The sequence below is a fragment of the Shewanella sp. QJM3NY_23 genome (genome assembly GCF_056173105.1).
In genome coordinates this window covers 3,886,141-3,910,717 of record NZ_CM149657.1, presented here as the reverse complement: position 1 = coordinate 3,910,717, position 24,577 = coordinate 3,886,141, and the positions used below count along the sequence as shown (strand labels likewise).

Here is a 24,577-nt window from a genome sequence, read left to right as displayed (position 1 = left end):
TCGCTAGCGGTTAACTGCAGCGATTAGATCACACGTGAGAACTGTTGCTGACGTGCCTTATCGCGATAGTAAACATCGAAACAGATGCAGATGTTACGAATAAGCAGGCGGCCTGTATTGCTAACGGTGATCTTTCTGTCGGTGATATCGACCAGTTTATCGTCAACAAAGGTTTGTAGCAGCTTAAGATCTTCTGCAAAATACTCTTCGAAATTAATTCCAAGTTGCTGGTCAATCTTGGCCATATCCAGATCAAAGTGACAGATGAGCTGTTTAATCACTACGCGGCGGATCTCATCATCACGGTTAAGCTTACAGCCTTTCCATAATGCATGGCCTACGGCGTCGACAGACTCATAATAAGGACGAATGTCTTTTTGGTTTTGTGCGTAACAATCGCCAATCTGGCTAATGGATGACACGCCTAAACCCAGTAGGTCGCACTCTTCTTGAGTCGTGTAGCCTTGGAAATTACGATGCAGTCGACCTTCATTTTGCAGGATAGATAGCTCATCGTCAGGTTTGGCAAAGTGGTCCATACCAATATACTGATAGCCAGCGCCTGTGAGGGTTTCGATGGTCTGATGTAGCATCTCTAGCTTTTGCTGCGGAGAGGCTAAATCTTCATCCTTAATTTTACGCTGCGCAGCAAAGCGTGCTGGCAGGTGCGCATAGTTAAACACAGATAGGCGATCGGGCGATAAGTCTAAGACCCGCTGCATGGTTTCTGCAAAGGTTTCTGGTGTTTGGTGTGGCAGACCATAGATTAAATCGATATTGGTCGATACAAAGCCCATCGCTTTAGCTTTGGCCATAAGGTCAAAGATAAACTGTTCATCTTGTTCACGATTAACCGCGACCTGTACTTTTTTGTTGAAGTCTTGCACGCCAATCGAAATACGGTTAAATCCAGCTTCTTTGAGGGTATCGAGCATAGATAGCTCAATTTCCCGAGGATCGACTTCGATTGAATACTCACCTTCATCGGCAATATTAAAATGCTCGCGCAGTAGCGAAGAGAGTCTAAGGATCTGCTCAGGATTAAGGAAAGTGGGAGTTCCGCCGCCCCAGTGAATTTGCGTCACTAGGTAGTCTTTAAACAGGGGCGCACGCTTAACAATTTCGGCCGCTAAATATTCAATATATTGGTCAGCTTTGTGCTGATGACGAGTGATCACCTTGTTGCAGCCACAGTAATAGCAAAGCTTAGCGCAAAAAGGGATGTGCAGATAAAGCGACAACTTATCGCTTTTACTGTTCTTGATTGAAGTCAGCAGATCGTTTTCAGTAAAAGAGTCATCAAACTCGAGTGCGGTCGGATAAGAGGTGTAACGGGGACCGCTGTAATTATACTTTTCGATCATTGACTGATCCCAATTAATTTGGGTGGGCTGCTTCAAGGCGTGTCCTCCGAAGGTGGTAAATTAGCAACAAGCGAAGTATGCAATGTTATCAGATTAATAACATTGATCTCTGTTGCAAATTAACACTGCAAGTAATAGTAGCCGATGAATATCCTTGAATTTAGACCAAATGTCTGTGGTGCGAAGTAAAATTTGTGCGCCGACTCACGCCGCTATTTTGCGTAAAGGGCGTAATCCTTTATGAGTTGCTGCGCTTCTTGGTTGATATCGGCTTCAAGCGCCGCCTCTGATTTCATTCTGATCAAGTCGAGCTTCATTCGCTGCTGTTTAGCGAGTGCTTGACGCTGCTCCATGATGGGGTGCTGCTCAATAACCTCGAAATGGGCAAACAATGCAGGATAACGGCTGATGACTTGCTCTGTATGACCCAGAATACCAAACAGCTTACCGATGCGCATCACTCCCTCTGAGAGCTCACAGCGCTCCTCTAGCATCGCGGCAGCAATATAATGAATATTGCCGAGCAGCTCTTGCTCTCGAGCCTCGACCGCTTGTTGCTGAGCGGCCTGTTGTGCTTGCTGTTGCCGAGTCTGCTGCTTTAATTTTATCAGTAGGTGGGCGGCGTAGCCTGCAAGCCCAATAATAATTAAGGCACCGATAATCATAAGTGAAGTCGTCATAATCAGGTCCAAATAAGCTGTGTTAGGGGAGTAGATATAGAAATGGCATCGAATTCGATGCCATTAAGTCCTCATGCGAGTGCATTAGTCTTTACGTTGGTAGTCTTTTAGTAGATCAGCGCCAGACTCAAACTTCTCCAGCAAATCATCATCAGACGTTGCTGTGGTTTTCATTACGTGCTCTAAATCATCTTCTTCATTGATCCCGAGACGCTCCATTAAACGTTCGATTTCAGTCAGCTGTTTTTCAAGCCAGCTCTGATCGGCTGCGGTTAATGTTTTGCCCTCTTCTAGCATGTCGAGTAGCGAATTTAGACGCGGATCATCTTCTAATTTAAGTAGCTTCTGCTCATCACTCATTTTAGGAGCCGCAGGCTTTTTCTCTACCGGTTTAACGGTTGGTAGATTTAAGGCCACAGGCTTCTTACTGCCGTGACGAGGATCTTTGGCTCTCGCCGCTCCCGATTGTGTTTGCTGGATCTGCTTTTCGTCATGACGGCTGCCCGGTTTGTTGCCCGAATTTTGCTTTTTGCCGGCAACTACACGGTCTTGCTTTTTCGTTCGTGGCTGTTTCTTAGGCGCATTTTCATTGATCTTGCGCGATTTGTTACGGGACATAGCAATAATCTCAACTACAAAAAATATCGTGAACTTATCTAATCAAATTAGACAAGAGAACTTGGGTCGCGTGTTATATCAGATTTTGGTGGTTTTTGCACCAAAATGAGATCGTTTGACGCGAATAATAGCTTAAATTCAGCTTGGTATGCTAGATATTGGAAGGTGGCCTGCTGATAAAAACTGACATGGGTTAAATTATTCTTATGGTGCCATTTAGAAAAGCCAGTTAACTCGGTGATCAATTGCGTATTTATCGCCATCCATCCGCCCGGTTTTAGCAATGAACAGAGTAAACGCCACTCTCTATTTGGGAAGCGAAAGTGTTCAAATACTTTATAACAACAGATAAAGTCATATTGCTGTTTTAGCACTTTATGTTGTGGTGCGAAAAAAGGGTCGTATTGATACAGCTGGTGGCCATTAATCGCTAACTCATCGACAAGTGCTGGCGTAACTATGCGGCCAAAATTAAGTCCGGTTAAAGGGGCTTTGCTCTCTTGTTCGATTTGACCAACTAGGCTCAATATTAGTTGGCTGGTGGCTTTATGTTTTTGGGTTGCCGTTTGGTATTTGTTGAGTTCAGCCTTGGGCGGCAAGTGAGAGTTAGCATCTGCAAATAGTAACATGCAGGTTTTACAGCGGTATATGCAACGTTTTCTATCTTGATAGAAGGGGGCGGTATTATCGTTATGGCACAGGGGGCATCTTCGCATCGGTAACGAATGACTCTTCTAGGTGATTCCACTAGTGTACATTTTGTCATAAAAAAAGGCGACAGTATGACTGTCGCCTTCCAAAAAAAGTACCCTAGGTACTCAATTCTGACTCCAAGTATCCTTACTTGCTATGCGACTTTCCCAGTCGGATTCCATCTTATTTTTTTGTCTGCTATCCGTGCAGTTTTTATCGTTTGCGGTCTTCCAGACACTTTCTTATTAACCTGTTGCCTTCCTGACCACAGTTTCCGTAGATGGTCTTAATGACTCATCACAATATTGTTCGTCATCTTTGACGATAACTTAACCATCCTTGTCGGTTTAACGTTGAGTTCAGTAGTAGCATTTCTGAACGAGTAAGGAGAGTGCTAATTAGCGTATTGGCCTTCCTAACCAATAATCCTTACCAAATAGTGTATGACCTGACTTCAAATTCGAAGTGCAACTCTTATTATTTTATTAGTGAGTGGTCTTAGTATTATTATTGTTATTGTTTAACTTTATTCTTATATCTTAAATGATGTTACATACCGAAATCTGTTTAATGTTATTAGATAAATTTTAGATAAACAGTTGGGTTCACCTCGGTACGGGCACAATTAAACCTAAATCTGTGATCTATGTCAAGCCTGATTTTTGCCAGTTGACGTAAACGTCAACTTGGTGCGGTAAAAAAGGTGGCCATAACCACCTTTTTAATTAAGCTTAAGAATTACTTAATGCTAGCCACATATTTTGCTAGTGCTTCGATGTCTTCGCTAGTTAGTTTCTTCGCGACGTCTTGCATCATGCCATTTAAGTCATTGTTACGAGTAGTATCGTGGAACTTAGTTAGCTGAATTTTGATGTAATTGGCGTGTTGCCCTGCAATGGCTGGGAAACCTGCTGCTTCAGAACCTTTACCGTTAGGGCCGTGGCAAGCTATACAGGCGGTAATTCCGCGGACGCTATCGCCACCTTTGTAAAGTTGTTCGCCCAGTGCAGGTACATCTTTTACTTCAGTCACAGTAAGTGGCAGTGAAGAGTAGTAGGCGGCTAGATCTTCGATATCTTGGTCGCTCAATCCGGCTGCCATCGGGCTCATTAGTGGTTCGTTACGGCCCTCTTTACCACCAGTGTGAGCCGCTTGACGTAAATCATGTAGCTGTTTCTTCAGGTAAGTCTCTTGTTGCCCCGCAATTTTAGGGTACATGTCTATCATGCTGTTACCATCAACACCGTGACAGGCAGAACAAATGATTGCTTTAGTTTTTCCCGCTTCAGCATCACCTGCTGCAATAGCGGGAGTCGATAATGTGGCTAAAATTGATAGCGCAATAGCTAGCTTTTTCATGGCGTTCCAACTTTTAGTTAAATTTTTTGTCCTGAGCTTACGAGAGTGACCTGCAAGCGTGATAAAATATGATTTATGTGATCGGAGTAATATTTTACACGAAATTGTGCAAATGTAAGCAACTCTTCGATATTTAAACTAAAGAATGAACAAATTTTGGAGTGGGTAGTGACTGATTCTCGTATCGATTTTCGGCAGGCAAAGTTTTTGATCAGCGCACCTGATATCGCGCATCTCAATGAACATTTGCCTGGAGATGTGGGTGTTGAAATTGCATTTGCTGGCCGGTCTAACGCCGGAAAGTCCAGTGCATTAAACCAGCTTACAGAACAAAAAAGCTTAGCTCGAACCAGTAAAACTCCAGGGCGTACGCAATTAATTAACGTCTTTGCGCTCGATGAGCACCGTCGTTTAGTGGATTTGCCCGGTTACGGTTTTGCCCAAGTACCATTAGCTTTAAAGAAGAAATGGCAACAAGCTTTGGGTCAATACTTACAAGAGCGTGAGTGTTTAAGTGGGTTAGTGGTTTTGATGGATATCCGTCATCCGTTAAAAGATCTCGATATGCAGATGATTGAGTGGGCTGTTGATAGTCATATTCCGGTGCTCGCGTTACTGACGAAATGCGATAAGTTAGCTCAAAGCGCTAGAATGAAAACCGTTAATGAAGTTCGCAAGGCGCTAATTGATTTCGGCGATGCGGTCAAAGTTGAGCCTTTCTCTTCATTAAAAGGCACTGGAAAACCTAAGGTATTAAGCATATTGAATGAATGGTGTCACCCTGACTGGTTAGTTGAGGCTTTGGCCGAAGCCGACCAAGAGTAGTATTCATTGTGCTGTAAAAACGCTTCCTTCGTGGAGGCGTTTTTTTTTGCTTCTTGGTTGAGCTGGCATTATTGATAGCAATGAAGAAGGAGATCGCGGAATTTTAAGCAAAAAAAACCGACGGTATAAACCATCGGCGAATAAATTAGCTCTTTTGAGGAGAAGCTAAATTCAACAAGACTCAAGTTCCATTAATCGATGATCAATGGCTCTCAATAAGTTCATGATAGCGCGAATCTCGACCAACTTAAAGTATTTGCTCTAAAATAAATTTCAGGCGAAAAAAAGCCCCAGCAATTAAATTGCTGAGGCGCCATAATTCGGCTATTCACTTAATAAGTGAATTAAAAAAGGTCTGAAAGATAGAACATCTTAACCTCTGTACCCTACGCCTAGAATAATACTGCATTAGCCGTTATTTGGGAAACTGTTTTTTGTAAAAAACGACAATAATGTGAGCGATATCTAAAAAAAGGCGATAAAAACGCCAGTTTTTTGATCTTAAAATTTCAATTTTGCTCTTTTAAATAAGAGTTTATCGATTTAGATGCTCAAAATGAAAATAAATTACTTTTCAGGTCTGATGCCCCGTGCTGACTTAAGATGAGTACGTTGATGGTCTATGGTGGCTTAGTGTGAGGCTTTTGCTGCAATAAAAAGCCTCACACTAAGTGAGGCTTAATCAATTCAAATATTGCGCCTTTAGTCAGTTGGCTACTGGATATGCATTGTATTAGTGCGCCTGTTCCCAGTTGTCACCAACACCCGCCTCGGCCAGTAGTTCGACATCAAGACTGGCAGCACTGGCCATTAATTGACAGACTTTTTCTTTTAAGCTCTCGGCTTTATCACTATCAACTTCGAAAACCAATTCATCGTGTACCTGCATGATCATGGTGATCTCACCTTGAGTGTCGCTTGCAATCCAATGCGCTACATCAATCATCGCTTTCTTGATGATATCGGCAGCGGTGCCTTGCATCGGGGCGTTGATTGCGGCGCGTTCAGCAGCTTGGCGTCGCATAGCATTTCTATCTTTGATGGCTGGTAGGTAGAGCCTGCGGCCAAATAGCGTCGATACGTAACCTTGTTCGGCTGCCGCGGCGCGTGTTTCTTCCATGTACTTGAGTACGCCTGGGTAGCGCTTAAAGTAGATGTCGATATATTTTTGCGCTTCGGCGCGAGGTATATCAAGCTGGCGTGCTAGCCCAAAGGCCGACATGCCATAAATGAGGCCAAAGTTGACCGCTTTTGCACGGCGACGTTGTTCACTGCTCACCTCACTAAAATCGACGCCAAAGACTTCAGCGGCGGTCGCGCTATGGATATCTTTACCCTCGGCAAACGCGCTCAGTAAGCCTTGGTCTTGCGATAGGTGTGCCATGATGCGTAATTCGATTTGCGAGTAATCGGCAGCCAGAATTTTACGCCCTTCACCCGCGATGAAGGCGTGGCGAATGCGGCGACCCTCTTCGGTGCGGATTGGGATATTTTGTAGGTTAGGCTCACTCGACGATAAACGACCGGTTGCAGCATTGGCTTGATGATAACTAGTGTGCACTCTGCCAGTATTTGCGTCGACCATCAAAGGTAGCTTGTCGGTATAGGTGCTCTTTAGCTTCGATAAGCTTCTGTGCTCTAACAGTATTTTAGGTAACGGATAGTCGAGCGCCAGTTCGACTAACACTTCTTCTGCAGTTGATGGTGCACCCTTAGGGGTTTTCTTTATCACTGGGTAGCCGAGCTTTTCAAAAAACAGGGTTTGTAACTGTTTAGTTGAACTGAGATTAAAGGTTTCGCCGGCGATGTCGTAAGCTTTTTGTTCTAGATCATCAATTTTTCGTGCGAGTTCTTCACTTTGCTGGCCGAGTAACATGCTGTCAATTAGCACGCCTTGGCGTTCAATTTGTGATAGTACGCTCACCAGCGGCAATTCGATATCACTGAACACGCTAGCAAGTTCAGGGGCCTTGGCTAATCTTGGCCACAAATGCTGATGTAATCTTAGGGTGATATCGGCATCTTCAGCGGCGTAAGGCGCAGCTATCTCTAGCGGGATTTGATTGAAGGTCAGTTGCTTGGCGCCTTTTCCTGCAATCTCTTCAAAGCCGATAGTCTTATGTCCGAGATACTTCAGAGCTAAGTCGTCCATATTGTGTTTCGAGGCGACCGAATTAAACACGTAAGATTCGAGCATGGTATCGAAGGTTATGCCGCGCAGCGTGATCCCCACGTTGGCCAGAATACTCATATCGTACTTTAGGTTTTGGCCAACCTTTTTGATACTAGCATCTTCCAGTAGTGGGGTTAATTTGGCTAAGGCTTGCGTCATGTCCAGTTGTTCTGGCGCGTCGGGGTAATCATGTGCCAGTGGCAGATACGCAGCCTGACCCGCTTCAATAGCAAAGGATAAGCCGACTAACTTAGCCTGCATATAGTTAAGGCTGGTGGTTTCGGTATCGACGGCAAAGAGTTCGGCGCTAGCGAGTTTTTCAATCCACTCGTCCAGTTGTTGCCAACTTAAGATGGTGACGTAATCGGCATCGATATCTTGTGGTACAGGAGGGGTATCTTCGTCCTTAGCGTCATTGGTTATGTTATTTGCGCCCTTACCATCGAGCACTTCTGCAAGCCAGCGCTTAAATTCCATTTCGCTATAGCATTTGATCAACTCTTCATTATCGGCTGGAGCGATATTCAGCTGATGCCAATCTTGCTCTAATTCTACATCTAACTTAATGGTCGCGAGCTCATATGAGAGTCTTAGCATCTCGCCATGTTCGGCAATTTTGGCCGGCATGGTTTTAGCGCCGCGAAAGCCGAGCTCTGGCATTTTTTCAGGATGAGCTAAGATCTGCTCAATACTACCAACGCCATTAAGCATCGCCAGTGCGGTTTTTTCACCCACACCAGGTAAGCCTGGAATGTTATCGGCTTTATCGCCTTGCAGTGCTAATAGGTCGACAATCAATTCTGGGCCGACGCCAAACTTTTCGAGCACTTCTTCAGGCCCTAATATGGTATTGGTCATGGTGTTGATAAGGGTAATATTATTATCGACTAGCTGCGCCATATCCTTATCGCCAGTGCTGATCAGTACCGAACGCCCCTCTTTACTCGCTTGAGTAGCAATGGTGCCAATAACATCATCGGCTTCGACGCCAGGCACACAGACTAATGGCAGGCCAAGTGCTCGCACAATACGGTGTAGCGGTTCAATTTGAGAGCGTAGGTCATCAGGCATCGTTGGGCGATGCGCCTTATATTCTGCATACAAATCATTACGGAACGTTTTACCCTTGGCATCGAATACCACAGCCATCTGTGTCGGCTTGTATTGCTTTAGCAAGCTACGCAGCATATTAATTACGCCATAAACGGCGCCAGTGGCTTCGCCTTTCGAGTTCGTTAGGTGAGGGGGGGCATAATAAGCGCGGTAAAGATAAGAAGAACCATCCACAAGGATCAGTGGGTTTTCAGCAATAGTAGGCATAATATCTATTCATTTATCGGTATTCGATGATGGCGCTAGCATGCCACATTAGGACGATTTCGGCCACGCAAAATTACTCACTAGGCTGTGGATAAGTCTGTGAGCTAAAAAAAAATCAACGAGCAGGCTTTATAACCGCGACGACATGGTGTGATTTTAAGTTATTGATTTTATGTGATGTTTATTTTTTGTGTGAACTAGGTATTACTTCCAAGTAAAATTTCCTAATGTGTGGACTTTTATTTTCATTCCATTTATCGGCTCTGGCTTGGCGAATTGACAGCGGCTTGCTAAAGTCGATGCACTAACTTAGCACGAAAAATAAACAGATCAAGTTGTTTGTTTCATTGTTGTTAAAACTATTGGGTATATAAAAGGAGCTGTTAATGAAAAAATTCGCAGTGTTATTGAGTGGCGCGGGGGTGTTTGATGGTAGCGAGCTCCATGAGGCGGTGTTGACCTTGCTATCGGTCACTCAAGCCGGTGCGAGTTATCAGTGTTTTGCACCCGATATTGCCCAGATGCATGTGGTTAATCATCTTACTGGTGAGGTAGATGTCGAAGATAAACGTAATGTGCTGGTGGAGTCGGCGCGTATTGCTCGTGGTGAGATAAAGGCGACGACAGATCTTGTTATCGGAGAGTTTGATGGCTTACTGATCCCCGGTGGTTTTGGCGCCGCCAAGAATCTATGTAACTTTGCTGTTGCGGGCAGCGAATGTGAAGTTGCGCCTGAGGTTATTGACTTTATTAATGAGTTTATCGAAGCGAAGAAACCAGTGGGCTTTATCTGCATTTCTCCTGTGATGATCCCTAAGCTATATAATCAGGCTCGTGGCACCATTGGGCACGACACCGAAACTGCACATGCGTTTAATTTGATGGGTGGTCAGCATGTCGAGGCTAATGTGGAGCAGATAGTGGTTGATGAAGCCAATAAATTAGTCAGTACACCAGCTTATATGTTGGCAGAAAACATTGCCCAAGCACATATAGGTATCAATAAACTGGTGAGGAAGGTGATTGAACTGGCCTCTTAGGCGGTTAACACTAAGCCCTAGGCGCTAGCGCCTAGGTGCGTTTTCTACTGTCGATAAAGCCCTGAATAACTCCAACAATCAATCCGCCAATATGGGCACCGTTGGCTATCGAGAGTCCAAACATATCGGTAAAGCCTAGTACTAGCCAGAGTAGCATAAAGACAATATAGGCGGGTGGCAGACCTATGCCAGCTTCAGGGCGTTTAACGCCCATCACCCAAGTGTAGCCAACTACCGCATAGACGACGCCAGAAAGGCCGCCAAAGTTAGGGCCAGTAATAAAATACTGCACAATATTGGGTAGGGTTCCGGCGACTAACAGTATGATAAACAATGGCGCTACGCCGAGCTTGTTTTCGATTTTACCGCCTAAATACCACCACCAGAGTAAATTAAACAAGATATGCATGGCTGAAAAGTGCATCAGGCTGGGAGTAAAGACGCGCCATACTTGCTCAAAGCCACTATTGGGGACGGCGCCAAAGAATGACAGGTGCTCAAATAGCACATTGGCAAAGCCAATATTAAAGCCTAAATAGATCACGGCACAAATGGCAATAATGCCTAGCGTGAGTGGTCCTGCGCCAGAAATAAATTGGCTTAGCAGTTGTAAGCTAGGTGCACCATAATCTAATTTTGTTGCTGGGCTGCCATTATCCCAAGAAGCCTGCAGGTATTTATCATCATGGGGATGTTGAATAAATTGCTCATACTCGGCGCGGGCTGGAGCATAGTCCTGTTCGCGCTCGACAGAGACGATAACATCTTGTTCATCGTAGGATAGTTGGCAGCTTACACCTTGACCTTTTAAATAGTCGATAAGTGCCTGTGCGGCACGTGCGTTGGGTAAGCGACCAATTTCTAGCATTAGCATCTTCTCACTGAGGTTAGTTCGCTTCGCGCCACGCTTGAAAGCCGCCATCTAGGCTATATACGTCATCGAAGCCTTGTTCGTGTAAATAGTTTGCGGCATTTTGGCTACTAATGCCATGATAGCAAACCACCACCAAGGGCTGATCCATATCGGCTTCAGCAATATAGGCTGCAAGATTGTCGTTAGTCAGGTTGGTTGCGTCTGCAATGTGTCCAGCCTCGAAACTAGCATTGTCGCGAATATCGACTATCTGGAGCGGACTGTTTTCTTGTTGCATTTGCAGCAGTTGATTAACGCTTAAGTGTTTAAAAGCTGACATAGTAAACCTGTAGAAATCAATAATTATTGGTGAGTGTGTGATAGGAGGCTGCAGCTGAACAGCCTCCTACTAGCTCAATTATACCGAGTTAATCCCAGCTAAGGATCACTTTACCAGATTGACCAGAGCGCATGGCGTCAAAGCCCGCTTGGAAATCATCGACATTGAAGTGGTGGGTAATAATGGGCGAAATATCTAAACCCGACTGGATCAGGCTGGCCATCTTGTACCAGGTTTCAAACATTTCACGACCGTATATGCCTTTGATAATTAATCCTTTAAAGATCACTTTGCTCCAATCGATTGCCATCTCTCCACCAGGAATACCCAGCATAGCAACTTTACCGCCATGGTTCATGGTATCGAGCATTGAGTGGAACGCCGCAGGAACCCCCGACATCTCCAGCCCCACATCGAAACCTTCGGTCATGCCAAGTTCGTGCATCACATCTTCGAGTTTTTCGGTCGCGACGTTAACGGCGCGAGTGGCGCCCATCTTTTTCGCTAACTCAAGGCGGTATTCGTTAACATCGGTGATCACCACGTGACGCGCACCGACATGGCGACATACGGCTGCCGCCATAATGCCGATAGGACCCGCTCCGGTGATTAAGACATCTTCACCTACCAGATCGAATGACAATGCGGTATGTACTGCGTTACCAAAGGGATCAAAGATAGAGGCTAAATCATCAGAAATATCATCAGGGATCTTAAAAGCATTAAAAGCTGGGATCACCAGATACTCTGCAAAGGCCCCTTCACGGTTAACCCCAACACCTGAAGTGTTACGACACAAGTGAGTACGACCTGCGCGGCAATTACGGCAATGTCCGCAGGTTATATGGCCTTCACCCGATACTCTATCGCCAATGGAAAAGCCACGTACCTCTTGGCCAATCTCAACCACTTCACCTACATATTCGTGACCCACTACCATAGGGACTGGGATGGTATTTTGTGACCATTCGTCCCAGTTATAAATATGTACGTCGGTGCCACAGATGGCAGTTTTACGAATTTTAATCAGTAGATCGTTATGGCCAACTTCAGGTTTTGGCGCATCGACCATCCAGATGCCTTCTTCAGGCTTTAATTTGCTTAGTGCTTTCATGTTCCACCCTATGACTGACTCACCCTAGCGGTCAGTAAAAAATGTCATTCAATAAGGGCTACAACACAATGTAGTCCCTTTGGTTTTATATTAGCCGATAATGCCCATCTCTTTACCGATACGGGTAAAGGCATCGATGGCGCGATCTAACTGCTCACGGCTGTGGGCGGCAGACATTTGGGTGCGAATACGCGCTTGGCCTTTCGGTACCACAGGGAATGAGAAGCCAACGACGTAAATGTGCTCTTCGAGTAATCGGTTGGCAAAATCGCCCGCTAACTTAGCATCACCAATCATCACAGGGATGATGGCGTGATCGGCACCGCCTAAGGTAAAGCCGGCAGCAGTCATTTTTTCGCGGAAATAACGGCTGTTCTCCCACACGGCTTCACGCAGTGCTTGGCCAGATTTGAGCATTTCAAGGACATGGATCGATGCGGTTACAATGGCTGGCGCTAAAGAGTTAGAAAACAGATATGGGCGTGAACGCTGACGTAACCAGTCGATGACCTCTTTTTTGCCCGCAGTAAATCCGCCCGATGCGCCACCTAATGCCTTACCTAAGGTGCCAGTGATGATGTCCACTCTGTCCATCACATCACAATATTCGTGTGTGCCACGGCCATTTTGGCCAATGAAGCCCACGGCATGAGAATCATCGACCATGACGAGTGCGCCATACTGGTCGGCAAGGTCGCACACACTTTTGAGGTTTGCAATAACCCCATCCATGGAAAATACGCCATCGGTGGCGATAAGAATGTGGCGCGCTCCTGCTGCTTTGGCAGCCTTAAGCTGTGTTTCTAAATCGGCCATATCATTGTTGGCATAGCGAAAACGCTTGGCCTTACATAAGCGGACTCCATCGATAATGGACGCGTGGTTAAGCGCATCGGACACAATAGCGTCTTCGGCGCCCAATAGGGTTTCGAACAAGCCGGCGTTAGCGTCGAAGCAAGAAGAGTAAAGAATGGTATCTTCCATGCCGAGGAATTCACTTAGGCTGGCCTCAAGCTGCTTGTGGATATCTTGTGTGCCGCAAATAAAGCGCACCGATGCCATACCAAAACCGTGATCGTTTAATCCTTGCTGCGCCGCGGCGATAAGCTCAGGGTGGTTGGCAAGGCCGAGATAGTTGTTGGCGCAGAAATTCATCACTTCGCTGCCATTGACTTCGATTGATGTTTGTTGAGGAGAGGCGATGACACGCTCGCTTTTGTATAAGCCTTCGGCTTTGACTTCAACAAGCTGTTGATTAATTTGGTCGTAGAATGAGGTTTTGGTCACAGGAGGTCTCCTTCTTGGGGATAATTTTATTGTTATCATTTACGCTTGATTCATCGAGCCGACTTAGGTAATGAATGAGCGAAACCGCATCCGTTAGGAAGCGTTTTTATTGCCGGAGTCGTGGCATATATGTTGTTTAAATCCGTCACTCGGCCGTCAATATCTTGGGTGAATTACCCCATATTTACTGCCATAGTGACCGCATTATTGACAAATGAACACGGCGAACAGCAACTACGCTAAGCGATAGGTTGGCCGAATTCTAACCTTAAATGGGCTTGGCGCCACACTCTTTTTTTTGTCATTAACTTAGCTAGTGCAATCACAACTTTTGCATAACAAAAAGTAATGTGAAATGTCACATAGACAACAATGTTAACTGTGGGTCATGTGGGGTCAAACCATTTAGGGCGAGTGACCACCGTTTGGCGCTTAATCTGCTTGTTGTTCGGTTTGTGCAAGCGTCTGGTAATGTTGCTCCAGTCGCATAAAGGTGGGCTTAGCGTTATCACTGGCGTAGGCTCTAAAAAGCATTAATACCCTAAGCAGGCCCTCGTACAGTGAAGTCTTGGTGATTATGGTGGTTTCAGAGTGGGTAAGGCGGTTACTTATCCAGAAGCAAGCGACCATTCTAATGGTGTCAGCCAATGGGGTGATATCCCTATCCTCGATATTTAGCACGCCGTCTTGTTTTAGTTTGTTTAAAATGTTGCTCGCTCGTGCTAGCACCAGTTCTTGGATTTGGGTGTATTGCTTATTAAGTTCTGGGTCGCGGCCTAAAATGATCACCAAGTTAGAGTACATAAAGCGGAACTGCCACAGGGTATAAAATAGGGCATCGAAATAGCCAATTAATAGGTCAACATCCACTTTTTTGTCTTGATAGGGCTGAAAGCCTGATTCAAGGTGTTGCTGGTATAGGGTGAAGATAGAGCGAATAATGTCTTCTTTATTGCGAAAGTGATAATAGAGGTTACCTGGGCTGATCCCTAAATGCGCGGCAATATGGTTTGTAGTTATGCTTCTTTCGCCGTGCTCATTAAAGAGTTCTAAGCTGGCATGGACAATTTTATCGCGGGTTTTCATGCAGATCCTAAATGTGGCAGTTAAGAGTTGTGCTCAATCGCTATCTAATGGGCTATTGATCATACATCACACATTAACATGGAAATTGAAAAGGTAAACATGCCCTTAATAAAAGTCAATTGGTGGCTAATCTGACCAGTGGCTATGCGAGATCATTCTCGTTGTCTAGCTGTCAGCCTAACTAGAATGCTTAGCAGCTTGCAGGCTATGTAGCGTTTGGTAGTGTTCCTCTAAGCGGTTAAAGGTCGCTATAGAGATAGGTGTCGCGTGTGCCTTAAAAATCATGATCACTCTAAGTATGCCTTCATACAGGCAAGTTTTGGTGATTGCAATAGAGGAGGAGTGGGTCTGTTTATAGCCAATCCAGAAACAGGCAACCATTCTCATGGTATCGGCTAGCGGCATGATCTTATCATCGTCGACATCCAGCAGACCATCGCGTTTTAGCTGCCACAAAATATTACTTGAGCGATCAAGTGCCAATTGCTGAACTTGCAGATAGCGCTGCAGTAATGCCTCGTCGCTGCTCAAGATATAGGTCAAGTTGGTGTACATAAATCGGAAACGCCATAGGATGTCAAACATGGTATCGAAATAGCCAATGAGTAGTTCTACACTGACATGCTTATGTGCATAGGGCTGAAATCCCGCGTGAAGGTGTGCTTCATAAAGGCTGAATATAGAGCGAATGATGTCTTCTTTATTCTTAAAATGATAATAGAGGTTACCAGGGCTAATACCTAAATGCGCCGCAATATGGTTAGTAGTAATACGCCGTTCGCCCTTAGTGTTGAATAATTTTAAGCTGGCGTGGACAATTTTTTCACTGGTTTTCATGCTATTACCGCTGTTATGGGAGGGGAGTTATTTATCTTACCCAAATAGGAGGCCTATCGAAAATGGGGTTGTTAGCACATGTAAACGTCCTAAATGTCTCTGTTAACTGCGCTTATGTTAGTATTACGGCAACTAAGCAAACAAAATGCAATCAAGCGCACACTTTTATGAATCGAATCTTATATTCAACTCTGTTATATCTGCTTTCTCCTTTACTGCTGCTTTATTTGACGTTTCGCGCTGTAAAAAGTCCCGCTTATCGAAGCCGCTGGGCAGAGCGTTTTGGCTTAAGTCGTTTACAGGCTACCGATCTATTAGTCCATTCGGTGTCGATGGGAGAAACCCTCGCAGCCATCCCTTTGATTAATAAAATAATGACCCAGTATCCGCATCTGACTCTTACCGTTACGACGACCAGTCCAACAGGGTCGGCTGAGGTCATTAAGGCGTTTGGCGACCGAGTGCAACATTGCTACCTCCCTTTTGACCTGCCGCTATGTGTGGCTCGCTTTCTCAACCAAGTTCAGCCTCAACAGTGCATTATTATGGAAACCGAGCTTTGGCCTAACTTACTGCATCAGGCCAAACAACGTGGCGTAAAGTTGATGTTGGCCAATGCACGTTTATCTGCCAAGTCGGCCAAGCAATATCAGCAGCGGCCTAAACTGGTGAGCCCTATGTTGCAGGCCTTAGATGTGATAGCGGCGCAGTCGACCCCAACCGCAGAGCGTTTTATCGCCTTGGGGGTGCCGGCCAGCAAAATTGAGGTGACAGGTAGCTTGAAATTCGATCTCACCATAGGTGAGCAGCATATTGCCAAGGCAAGGCAGCTGCGCAGCGAGTGGCAGCGCCTCGAGACGCCAGTATGGGTTGCTGGCAGCGTGCATCCGGGGGAGTTTGACGCCATTTTATCGGCGCATAAAAATGTATTGATCCGCTTTCCTCATGCGCTGTTGGTCATGGTGCCAAGGCACCCTGAGCAGTTTGAGGCTGCAGCAAGTCGAGTTAAAACTGCGGGATTAACGCTGGCGCGTCGCAGCCAAGCAGACAAGGTTGATGCCGATACCCAAGTGTTGCTGGGCGATACAATGGGAGAACTACTCAGTTTCTATGGCGCCGCAGACCAAGCTTTTGTCGGGGGCACGCTTATTGAAAATGGTGGCCATAATCCGCTCGAACCTGCTGCCATGGGACTGCCTGTTTACGTGGGGCCCAATTTCAGGGACTTCGCCGAAATAGCGCTCATGCTACAAGAAGCAGGTGCCTTATCTGTGGTGAAATCGGCCGAGGACTTGTCACTACAATTAGTGGATAAATTTGATGACAAAGAGGCGTATCTGCTTGCTAGGGAGGCCGGACTTAAAGTGGTGGAAGACAATAAAGGTGCGCTTGCTGCCCAATTTGCACTGGCGTGTGGTTTGCTCGACCAGTAATGCTGCATCACTTGTCGAGTACCGAGGCATGTTAACGTCTATTTATCTTTATCAGCTTGTGCGTAATGCCCTTAGTTTATGCTTGTGAATAGCCTGCCATTAACTGCTGCCAATTGTGGTCGTTAAAATGCAGTGTGGCGAGTTTAGTTTTCTCTTTGTTAAATGAGCGTAATAAGCGATCTAGATTAGCCTGCTGCCATTTGGGCGAGGGCGTGCGCAGCTCACCGCGGTCGAAATCAATCAAGGTGAAGTTGTCATTGCCGATTAAGATGTTTTTGGCATTAAGATCGGCGTGGTAAACCCCGCGCTGGTGGAATGTGGCGATAAGCTTACCCAAGGCTTGCCACTGGGCGTCTGTCATGGAAGCATGAGATAACTGAGCCACTAAGTCTTGTGCGCCTTCGATGCGTTCAATAATGATATCACCGCGATAATGCATACCGTGACGCTGAATTTGCGCCGCGACCGGTTTAGGTACCGCAAAGCCTTCGCTAAATAACTGTTCGAGTAATGCCAGTTCGGCGATAGCACGGGTGCGCTTGAGTCCGGTATACAGGTAGCTGTCTCGGCTAAATTTAGCCATCACGCCGCCGCGGTAGTAGTGGCGAAGCACCCACTGAGCATTCTTGTGGCGGGTAATATGTTGTGGGTCGACAAACCAAGTGGTGTAACGGCCAGTTGAAGATCCTGTGATGTCACCCAGATCCTGCCAATAGTCAAAGGTAAACCAATCGGGTGTGATGGGTTTAAGTTCTGGCTCACAAAAGGCGATATAACCGGCGTCGGTACGTTTGATTTGCATAAAATTACAAGCTAACCCTGATGACATTAAGCGAATGGCTTAATTGTAACTGATCTTCAGCGTCGAGCAGAACTGTTTCACCGACTGTTTAAGTGCTTGAATCACAGTGTTGATATTCTTCTACCATAGCTTGTTCAAGCGATTGCCCGCCTAGGTTGCTGCAAGTCAGGTGGTGCGTTTAATTGTGAGCTTGATAGAGAACATCATCAGTGGGTATTTGTCAGGATATTTAGGCCCGATTTCAGATAATAACTGCGACGCTATTTTTGTGCGCCGCCATACTCTTGCCGTCTGGGGGAGCCTACCAATGCGAGCCCTTGGATCTTTTGGCGACAGGGCAGGAATAGCGCTTAAGGCTATTTACCCTGTTTTAGGGGGCTAAACATGGAACCTAGCGGCATTCTACATTAAACTCGTTGCGGATCTTTAACGGCTATTAATCCCAGTGAACCCTGAAATCTTATGAGCTTAAATTTACAGTCCGCCCACTCTTTATGTTTGCTTCGTTTATCGGCCATTGGCGATGTTTGTCATGCCGTAGCCATGGTGCAGGCGATCCAACGCCAATATCCTCATCTAGAGATCACTTGGGTGATAGGCAAGGTAGAATATCAATTACTTAAGCATCTACCTGGGGTGCAGTTTGTGGTGTTCGATAAGTCACAAGGCTGGCGAAGTTATCTTAATCTTAAGCGTGCCTTAGCAAGGCAGCATTTTGATGTGTTGTTGCATATGCAGGTGGCGCTGCGGGCAACGATTGCTTCATTGGCCATTACCGCAAAATACCGTTTGGGATTCGATCGCGCTAGGGCTAAAGAGGGCCAATGGTTGGTGACCAATCGGCGGGTTGCGCCGTTAGCGACTCCCCATGTGTTAGACGGTTTTATGGGGTTTGCTAAAGCTTTAGGGGTAACCGATTTACAGCCATCGTGGAATATTCCAGTCCCAGCCTCTGATACTGAATTTGCACAAAATTTGATCCCCAGCGGCCAAAGCACCTTAGTTATCTGCCCTGCAGCCAGTAAAGCCGAGCGTAATTGGCTACCAGAACGTTATGCCGCGGTTGCCGATTATGCGGTCGCGCAAGGTTATCACGTCATATTGTGCGGCGGACCTACAGCGTTAGAGCAGGAGCTCGCCAGTGCAATTCAAGGCTTTGCCCAGCATGAGTTAGACAATCAAGTCGGGCGCACCTCTTTAACGCAATTATTGGCCGTACTCAAACAGGCCTCCATGGTTCTTGCGCCCGACACCGGCCCTGCTCACATGGCTGTCACTCAAGGCACTCCAGTGATCGGTTTGTATGCGCACTCTAATCCTGGGCGCACAGGCCCCTATACTTGCTTAGATTTAGTTGTGAGTGTTTATGATGAAGCCGTCAAGGCACAAACATCGGGGGATGTGGCTTGGGGGACTCGGGCAAAAGGCGCCCAGCTGATGCAGATGATTAGTGTCGAGAGCGTGCTTGCTCGCTTTAATCAGCTCTCGCAACGATTAAGTCACTAATGGTAAACTGACGAGCACTGTGCTTACTTAGGTAAGTTGCAGCGGGCAATAACAAATAGGTATCCAGCATCTTAAGGGTTGCTTACGTGGTGAAGCAATAGGGATAGAGTGAATGTCGATAGCGCCAAAATTTCTGTTTGTCCCAGTTTCCTCCGAAGAGGGAATTGGAGAGTATATGCGCTCAAAAATTGTCGCCGATGAGGTGTGTAAACGCTGGCCTAATGCCCAAGTTGAATTTGTGCTTAATAGTCATGCTCCATATGCTCAGTCTTGCCCTTATCGCGCCCATTTAGTCGATGACACACCGACAAAACATATCACCGCCGTCAATCAGTTGATCACGCAATTTAAGCCCGATGTGGTAATTTTTGATGCGTCGGGTCGCAAAGCCCAGCTTAAACACGCCAATTTACATGGGGCAAAAGTGGTGTTTATCAGCCAGCATCGCCGCAAGCGCGCCCGAGGTATGAGAATTGAGCGCGCATTGGTGACCGACAGTCATTGGGTCGTTCAACCTGAATTTGTGATTGGCGATATTAATTGGTTGGATAAGCTCAAGCTTAATCTAATTAAACGTGAGCAGCCTATTTTTACTGGTTCAATCTTTGCTAACCCTACTCAAGCCGAGCAAGCGGCTTTGCAGCAGCACTATCAGGTTAACCCTAAGCAGTATCTGCTCTACAGTGCCGGTTCCGGTGGGCATAAGTTGAAAGGTGGGTTAGCCGCCGATCTATTTGCGCAGGCTGCGCAGGCGGTGTTTAAGCAAACTGGCGTGCCAAGTTTGATGGTGTTTGGTCCTAATTACCCCAAAGCCTTACCCGAGTTTGAGGGGGTTATCGCCATTAAGCAGCTTAATACTGACGATTTTATTAATTTACTTGATGGCGCTAAGGCGGCGGTATTGAGTGGGGGGGATACCTTGTTGCAAGCCATTGCATTAAGAGTCCCGACGCTAGCCGTGGCGGTGTCGAAAGATCAGCCCAGTCGTATTAAGCAGTGCACAGCAAAACACTTGGCGCTTGGCTGTGAGCCCGAAGTTGCGTCAATGAGTGAGCAGATAATGCGATTACTGCAAGAGGATACCGCCAAGCAATTAACCCAGCAGATGCAGCAAGTAGCAGAGGCTAAAGGGTTAGACATTTGTATGGCTGAAATTTCCCGCTTATTAGGACAACCTTTGTGCAAATGAAACGTATCGGCATCGCCATCGACAGTTTAGCGGGTGGCGGAGCAGAAAAAATCGTATTAACCCTTGCAGCTCAGCTCAAAAAACTAGGCCATGAGCCTCACCTCCTAGTACTGACGCCTAATTGTGACTACGAGTTACCTGACGATATTCCGGTGCATTTTTGTTTCTCGCCAGAGCAGAAACAGATCGATAGTGTATGGCGCCAGCGTCACTCTGTGGCGCAAGTGCAGCAATGGGTTGAGGGCCTTGTCGAGCAGTTTGGTCAATTCGATCTGTTTTTATCCAATTTAGATAAAACCAACTTATTGTTTACCAAAGCAAACATCACTCCGCTCTACTGCGTGATCCATAACTCGATTGAAGAGGAGTTAACCCGGCAATTAAAGCTAGGTCCCTTGGCTTATTTTAATATGCTACGAGCCAAAAAAGCGCTTAATGGTCAGCACTTGGTGACTGTGTCCAAAGGGATTGAGCGTGAAATAGTGCAATCAAAGCGAGTGAGCCCCGCCTCAATTCGTACCATCTACAATCCGTTTGATATTGCGCAGATCCGTGCGCGAGCCGACGAGGAGAATAGCGACATTCCTCAAGGCGATTATCTTATCCATGTCGGACGAGTGGCTAAGCAGAAACGTCACGATATTTTATTTAAAGCCTTAGCCAGGATGCGCCAGCCATTGCCGTTAGTCCTATTATGTAATAATCCGAAAAAGGCGCTTAAATTGGCTAAAAAGCATGGTGTCGCCGAGCGAGTGATCTGCCCCGGTTTTCAGGCCAACCCGTTCCCTTGGATAAAGCAAGCCAAATTACTGGTGCTGAGTTCTGATTATGAGGGGTTTGGTAATGTGCTGCTCGAAGGGCTTGTTTGTAACACGCCAGTGGTGAGTACTCGCTGCCCTCATGGGCCCGATGAAATATTAACTCAGGGGTTAGCCCAATATCTGGTGCCGAGACGAGATGCTGTGGCGTTGAGCCAAGCCATGGACGCCGCATTAACGGCTTATCCCGATATTACTCATATTGATATGTTTGATCGTGTGGCAATAGCTGAGATAACTCAGGCTTACTTGACCCTGTGTGATGTGCAATCTGAGTCAGACTAATTAAACTCATGATCCCTCTAGCGGAGGGGGTAATCATTATCGTCCTGCACTCTGGTCATCCAGAATCGCCAAATAATGCATGCGATTAAGCTCAGTGAGACAGTAGAACATCACTTTGCACTGTGACGCTCTACTGCTGTGTTTAGTGACCAGTGGGTTAACGGGGCTGATACTTGCTAGTGCGGTTAAAATGAGTTTCTATTTGGCATGCAAACGCCTTGCAAACTTGCTCTGGCGTCACCGTTCTAGCCTTACCCGTGCCCTCTAAAACTAGGCTATCGCCCAAAGGTTGCCACAGCTTAAAATCGCTCGCCATGATAGTCACTTGTGGTTTGCCCATACAAACGGCTAAATGCGCCGTTGCCGTGTCGACACTTATCACGATATCGCACAGACCAATCAATGCGGGTAGTTCGAAAAAGTTATCAAGTGCTGTGAAGGTGAGTATGGGCAATGGCTTCAAAGCTGCATCTTGACTAATCACATCTTTGACTGCGTGTAATTGATCCGGCGGAGTATTAATGACAAAGACCAGGTTGTTATATTGGTGATTGAGTTGCAGCAGCAGGGCTTTGACTTGCTCCCAAGGGTAGTCTTTTTTGGTTGCGGTAGAGAGGTGGTTGATAAACACCACTAACTTATTAGGATCGTTATCTGTTAACGCTGTAATCAGCGGTTTTACACTGTCGCGGTATTGAGGTTTGATATCGATACTAAGCTGGGTTTTGCCATCAAGCAGATCTTTGGTTTCCAATCCCAAGGCGATGTTAAAGCACTGACGGTAAAGATCGGTTACATGTTGGCTATTGTTGGCAAGCTTATCGTAGTTAAAGGTCGCATCTAGCTTTTTAAAGTGTTGGTAGCCTTTAATCGTACGGATAAGGCTGCCACTTTTGGAGGCCACTATGGTGGAGGTTGGTGAAATTTGCCGAGCAATTTTGGCAAATTGCTCGGGTCTATTTTTACCAATAAAGACGATCGCATCGTAATGCTTATCTTGGGCTCGTTTGATGGCCGCTTGGCGTTCATCTAGGTTGCTGACAATGGGGTAGGTTTCATTAAAGTCACCAATAGCCTCAATCCACTCTCCTAAAATCTTATTACGTCCAGTAGCCCAGTCATGGGGTTTAGTGCGGCAATCATCAAACCAAATATCTATGATTAAATGTGGGTATTTTGCTTTTAAAGCGCGTAACCACACACCTTGGTACACAAAGTCCCCAATGGCAAGGTGCGTCATATATAAAAGGCGCTTAGCGCCCTGTAAGGTTGAGTGATTAATTAAAGCTGCCACATAAATCCTTACTTCAGGCTCTTACTAAATAAGCTAAAAGCGTTATCTAATTTGGGCGTTGACACCAGTCGCATAAAGGCTCGTTGCCAATTTAAATACAATTTATGCAGACGACGTTGTGGTAATTTCTCTAGCCCACCCATTGGATTAATATCTGATTGTCCTTGTAAATCGACCGAGACACAATAAGGAATTAAACCAAATGGATAGATACCTAATGTCCACCAAGACTTTAAATGCCCGTCAACCGGTTGTACCACATAGGGCATATGCTGCAATAGTGTTGTCGCCCCTTGATGGCTAATCACCTGCGCTACCGCGCTGAGAGGAAACTTATGGTAGCTAATAAACTGGTGCTGATTATAAGTGACCGATTGACGAATATTTTTGGGACTTCCTTTGCGCAATGGATACAGTTTAATAAAGTCCCAATTGGCGGTAGGTAGCCCAGCCATCAGCTCGACTACGTCGGCAAAGTTGCTTTCAAGATCGATATCATCTTCTAAAATAAAAGCGAAATCCAATTGGTCATCGACTATCTGTTGCCAGGCTTTTTTATGGCTTAAACTGCAGCCGACTTCGCCCTTATTCAATGCTCTGTAATAATGCTTTTTAACTAAAGCGGCCGGTGATACTTGTTCAATTTCGGCATCTGAGAGCAAATTACCATCGACTCCTTCGATGCGCTCAAAGGGGACGTTGGCGTCTGCTAACTGCTGGCTTATACGAGCCATACGTTCTGGCGAGCGAGCCAAGTTAATCACAAATACTTTGTATTTCAGCATGATGATCTGTCTTATTCGTTATATGGTGACGAAGCTTTTAGCTAGCGCATTGATAATTGGTTTGGGCAATTTATAGCGTTTATGCGCTTTATCGATAAACAGCTGCCATCCTGCTTGTTGCAGATCTGCTAGCGTTTCGCTATCAAGATGCTGGTCGAACAGTTCACAGAAGTCATTGATAAACCTTACTTCGCGCTTTAGCGATGAGTTGGTATATCCTCGTCCAGCATAATGAATAAAGCTAGCCTGCTTGTAACCATCGAGACCTAATACATCCATTCTGTTAAATTCGGCAGAAATGCTTTGATGCTTTAAATTATCTCTATGAATAAGATAGTTAACATAGGTTTGCTCGTAATACTTAATGTGATTACATATTTTTTGTAAATCATCTAACTGTGCAATTTCAAATAAAGGGCACTGCTTTGAGATCAGCATGCAGCCTAAGTTGTAGTACACAGGGCGTTGATTTACCTGAGGCCAATTGGGTAGGTCACCCATGATGTGGGTAATTTTATCAATAACCGGTTGGCGTTCGAGTAACTCACCTTCATTAAACAGATACAGGGTTTCGAGGTCATCGTACACCTCAAAAATATTGTTAGCATCTGGAGTGATAATGATGTCGGCATCGACATATAAAACCCGATCATATTCTTTAAGTAGCTCTTTAATATAGAGCTTTTCTGTCCATGCAGGGCTTGCAGTATGTTTAGGTTCGCTAATCGTGATCGGATAATGCAGCTCTTTTGAAACAATGAGATCGGCACCGACTTTTTTGGCGTACTGTTCGAAGCTCAGTAACGCCGCACGATACATCGGATTTTCATCGCCAATAGCAAGAGTGAAAATAGCTTTTTTCATCATTGTGTCCAT

The 24,577-nt window shown here is 45.8% G+C and carries 22 protein-coding genes; 6 read left to right on the top strand and 16 right to left on the bottom strand.

The genetic code is table 11. The features are described from left to right. Positions 1–23 precede the first annotated feature (23 nt). The 5 genes from hemN to AC0VXX_RS17215 form a co-directional block, all read right to left on the bottom strand. Positions 24–1,400, bottom strand: a complete 1,377-nt coding sequence (gene hemN, locus AC0VXX_RS17235; protein ID WP_110458411.1) for an oxygen-independent coproporphyrinogen III oxidase — start codon at positions 1,398–1,400, stop codon at positions 24–26. Between the two features lie 176 nt (positions 1,401–1,576). Beyond that, a complete protein-coding gene (locus AC0VXX_RS17230) occupies positions 1,577–2,044 on the bottom strand; it encodes a DUF2489 domain-containing protein (protein ID WP_475515273.1) in 468 nt (155 codons plus the stop codon). An 84-nt stretch (positions 2,045–2,128) separates the two neighbouring features. Then, a complete protein-coding gene (gene yihI / locus AC0VXX_RS17225; RefSeq protein ID WP_475515272.1) occupies positions 2,129–2,662 on the bottom strand; it encodes a Der GTPase-activating protein YihI in 534 nt (177 codons plus the stop codon). A gap of 47 nt (positions 2,663–2,709) precedes the next feature. After that, positions 2,710–3,378, bottom strand: coding sequence for a methyltransferase domain-containing protein (locus tag AC0VXX_RS17220; RefSeq protein WP_475515271.1), 669 nt, complete (start codon positions 3,376–3,378; stop codon positions 2,710–2,712). 715 nt (positions 3,379–4,093) lie between these two features. Then, positions 4,094–4,714 carry a c-type cytochrome gene (locus AC0VXX_RS17215; RefSeq protein WP_475515270.1) on the bottom strand — a complete coding sequence of 207 codons (621 nt, stop codon included), beginning with the start codon at positions 4,712–4,714 and terminating at the stop codon, positions 4,094–4,096. Between the two features lie 168 nt (positions 4,715–4,882). Here AC0VXX_RS17215 and yihA point away from each other — a divergent pair, with 168 nt between their 5' ends. Then, on the top strand, positions 4,883–5,539 hold the full coding sequence (gene yihA, locus AC0VXX_RS17210) for a ribosome biogenesis GTP-binding protein YihA/YsxC (protein WP_110458406.1): 657 nt from the start codon (positions 4,883–4,885) through the stop codon (positions 5,537–5,539). Positions 5,540–6,272: 733 nt separating this feature from the next. Here yihA and polA read toward each other — a convergent pair. After that, positions 6,273–9,032: a DNA polymerase I gene (polA, locus tag AC0VXX_RS17205; RefSeq protein WP_475515269.1), complete on the bottom strand. Its 2,760-nt coding sequence runs from the start codon at positions 9,030–9,032 to the stop codon at positions 6,273–6,275. A 386-nt stretch (positions 9,033–9,418) separates the two neighbouring features. On the opposite strand from polA, the gene elbB reads away from it, so the two are divergent. After that, the gene (gene elbB / locus AC0VXX_RS17200) at positions 9,419–10,072 is read left to right on the top strand and encodes an isoprenoid biosynthesis glyoxalase ElbB (protein WP_475515268.1); all 654 of its coding nucleotides are present in this window, start codon (positions 9,419–9,421) and stop codon (positions 10,070–10,072) included. Between the two features lie 31 nt (positions 10,073–10,103). On the opposite strand, the gene glpG is transcribed toward elbB, so the two are convergent. From glpG to AC0VXX_RS17170, 6 genes are all read right to left on the bottom strand, one after another. After that, the gene (gene glpG, locus AC0VXX_RS17195) at positions 10,104–10,940 is read right to left on the bottom strand and encodes a rhomboid family intramembrane serine protease GlpG (RefSeq protein ID WP_475515267.1); all 837 of its coding nucleotides are present in this window, start codon (positions 10,938–10,940) and stop codon (positions 10,104–10,106) included. Between the two features lie 19 nt (positions 10,941–10,959). Then, positions 10,960–11,265: a thiosulfate sulfurtransferase GlpE gene (gene glpE / locus AC0VXX_RS17190; RefSeq protein ID WP_475515266.1), complete on the bottom strand. Its 306-nt coding sequence runs from the start codon at positions 11,263–11,265 to the stop codon at positions 10,960–10,962. An 88-nt stretch (positions 11,266–11,353) separates the two neighbouring features. Continuing rightward, a complete protein-coding gene (gene tdh, locus AC0VXX_RS17185) occupies positions 11,354–12,379 on the bottom strand; it encodes an L-threonine 3-dehydrogenase (protein ID WP_475515265.1) in 1,026 nt (341 codons plus the stop codon). Between the two features lie 90 nt (positions 12,380–12,469). Beyond that, positions 12,470–13,666, bottom strand: a complete 1,197-nt coding sequence (locus AC0VXX_RS17180) for a glycine C-acetyltransferase (RefSeq protein ID WP_475515264.1) — start codon at positions 13,664–13,666, stop codon at positions 12,470–12,472. A 432-nt stretch (positions 13,667–14,098) separates the two neighbouring features. Further along, positions 14,099–14,752, bottom strand: coding sequence for a TetR/AcrR family transcriptional regulator (locus AC0VXX_RS17175; RefSeq protein WP_475515263.1), 654 nt, complete (start codon positions 14,750–14,752; stop codon positions 14,099–14,101). A gap of 177 nt (positions 14,753–14,929) precedes the next feature. Then, positions 14,930–15,589, bottom strand: coding sequence for a TetR/AcrR family transcriptional regulator (locus tag AC0VXX_RS17170; protein WP_475515262.1), 660 nt, complete (start codon positions 15,587–15,589; stop codon positions 14,930–14,932). Between the two features lie 167 nt (positions 15,590–15,756). Here AC0VXX_RS17170 and waaA point away from each other — a divergent pair, with 167 nt between their 5' ends. After that, positions 15,757–17,022 carry a lipid IV(A) 3-deoxy-D-manno-octulosonic acid transferase gene (gene waaA, locus AC0VXX_RS17165; RefSeq protein ID WP_475515261.1) on the top strand — a complete coding sequence of 422 codons (1,266 nt, stop codon included), beginning with the start codon at positions 15,757–15,759 and terminating at the stop codon, positions 17,020–17,022. 76 nt (positions 17,023–17,098) lie between these two features. On the opposite strand, the gene AC0VXX_RS17160 is transcribed toward waaA, so the two are convergent. Further along, the gene (locus AC0VXX_RS17160) at positions 17,099–17,824 is read right to left on the bottom strand and encodes a 3-deoxy-D-manno-octulosonic acid kinase (protein ID WP_475515260.1); all 726 of its coding nucleotides are present in this window, start codon (positions 17,822–17,824) and stop codon (positions 17,099–17,101) included. A gap of 462 nt (positions 17,825–18,286) precedes the next feature. On the opposite strand from AC0VXX_RS17160, the gene AC0VXX_RS17155 reads away from it, so the two are divergent. From AC0VXX_RS17155 to AC0VXX_RS17145, 3 genes are all read left to right on the top strand, one after another. Further along, positions 18,287–19,330, top strand: coding sequence for a glycosyltransferase family 9 protein (locus AC0VXX_RS17155; RefSeq protein ID WP_475515259.1), 1,044 nt, complete (start codon positions 18,287–18,289; stop codon positions 19,328–19,330). A 112-nt stretch (positions 19,331–19,442) separates the two neighbouring features. After that, positions 19,443–20,519: a hypothetical protein gene (locus tag AC0VXX_RS17150; RefSeq protein WP_475515258.1), complete on the top strand. Its 1,077-nt coding sequence runs from the start codon at positions 19,443–19,445 to the stop codon at positions 20,517–20,519. Further along, positions 20,516–21,622: a glycosyltransferase gene (locus AC0VXX_RS17145; protein WP_475517065.1), complete on the top strand. Its 1,107-nt coding sequence runs from the start codon at positions 20,516–20,518 to the stop codon at positions 21,620–21,622. Before AC0VXX_RS17150 ends, AC0VXX_RS17145 begins: the two co-directional genes overlap by 4 nt. 157 nt (positions 21,623–21,779) lie before the next feature. On the opposite strand, the gene AC0VXX_RS17140 is transcribed toward AC0VXX_RS17145, so the two are convergent. Genes AC0VXX_RS17140 through AC0VXX_RS17130 form a run of 3 tightly spaced genes read right to left on the bottom strand, consistent with a single transcriptional unit; the run spans position 21,780 to position 24,568 of the window. After that, entirely contained in the window at positions 21,780–22,916 is a 1,137-nt protein-coding gene (locus AC0VXX_RS17140; protein ID WP_475515257.1) for a glycosyltransferase family 9 protein, read from the bottom strand. Positions 22,917–22,924: 8 nt separating this feature from the next. Beyond that, entirely contained in the window at positions 22,925–23,701 is a 777-nt protein-coding gene (locus AC0VXX_RS17135) for a glycosyltransferase family 25 protein (RefSeq protein ID WP_475515256.1), read from the bottom strand. Positions 23,702–23,719: 18 nt separating this feature from the next. Continuing rightward, positions 23,720–24,568: a glycosyltransferase gene (locus tag AC0VXX_RS17130; protein ID WP_475515255.1), complete on the bottom strand. Its 849-nt coding sequence runs from the start codon at positions 24,566–24,568 to the stop codon at positions 23,720–23,722. Between the last annotated feature and the right edge of the window lie 9 nt (positions 24,569–24,577).

Coding starts and splice junctions, on each gene's coding strand:
- AC0VXX_RS17230 (WP_475515273.1), bottom strand. CDS start 2,044: ATGACGACTTCACTTATGATTATCGGTGCCTTAATTATTATTGGGCTT.
- yihI (WP_475515272.1), bottom strand. CDS start 2,662: ATGTCCCGTAACAAATCGCGCAAGATCAATGAAAATGCGCCTAAGAAA.
- AC0VXX_RS17220 (WP_475515271.1), bottom strand. CDS start 3,378: ATGCGAAGATGCCCCCTGTGCCATAACGATAATACCGCCCCCTTCTAT.
- AC0VXX_RS17215 (WP_475515270.1), bottom strand. CDS start 4,714: ATGAAAAAGCTAGCTATTGCGCTATCAATTTTAGCCACATTATCGACT.
- polA (WP_475515269.1), bottom strand. CDS start 9,032: ATGCCTACTATTGCTGAAAACCCACTGATCCTTGTGGATGGTTCTTCT.
- elbB (WP_475515268.1), top strand. CDS start 9,419: ATGAAAAAATTCGCAGTGTTATTGAGTGGCGCGGGGGTGTTTGATGGT.
- glpG (WP_475515267.1), bottom strand. CDS start 10,940: ATGCTAGAAATTGGTCGCTTACCCAACGCACGTGCCGCACAGGCACTT.
- glpE (WP_475515266.1), bottom strand. CDS start 11,265: ATGTCAGCTTTTAAACACTTAAGCGTTAATCAACTGCTGCAAATGCAA.
- tdh (WP_475515265.1), bottom strand. CDS start 12,379: ATGAAAGCACTAAGCAAATTAAAGCCTGAAGAAGGCATCTGGATGGTC.
- AC0VXX_RS17175 (WP_475515263.1), bottom strand. CDS start 14,752: ATGAAAACCCGCGATAAAATTGTCCATGCCAGCTTAGAACTCTTTAAT.
- AC0VXX_RS17170 (WP_475515262.1), bottom strand. CDS start 15,589: ATGAAAACCAGTGAAAAAATTGTCCACGCCAGCTTAAAATTATTCAAC.
- waaA (WP_475515261.1), top strand. CDS start 15,757: ATGAATCGAATCTTATATTCAACTCTGTTATATCTGCTTTCTCCTTTA.
- AC0VXX_RS17160 (WP_475515260.1), bottom strand. CDS start 17,824: ATGCAAATCAAACGTACCGACGCCGGTTATATCGCCTTTTGTGAGCCA.
- AC0VXX_RS17155 (WP_475515259.1), top strand. CDS start 18,287: ATGAGCTTAAATTTACAGTCCGCCCACTCTTTATGTTTGCTTCGTTTA.
- AC0VXX_RS17150 (WP_475515258.1), top strand. CDS start 19,443: ATGTCGATAGCGCCAAAATTTCTGTTTGTCCCAGTTTCCTCCGAAGAG.
- AC0VXX_RS17145 (WP_475517065.1), top strand. CDS start 20,516: ATGAAACGTATCGGCATCGCCATCGACAGTTTAGCGGGTGGCGGAGCA.
- AC0VXX_RS17135 (WP_475515256.1), bottom strand. CDS start 23,701: ATGCTGAAATACAAAGTATTTGTGATTAACTTGGCTCGCTCGCCAGAA.
- AC0VXX_RS17130 (WP_475515255.1), bottom strand. CDS start 24,568: ATGATGAAAAAAGCTATTTTCACTCTTGCTATTGGCGATGAAAATCCG.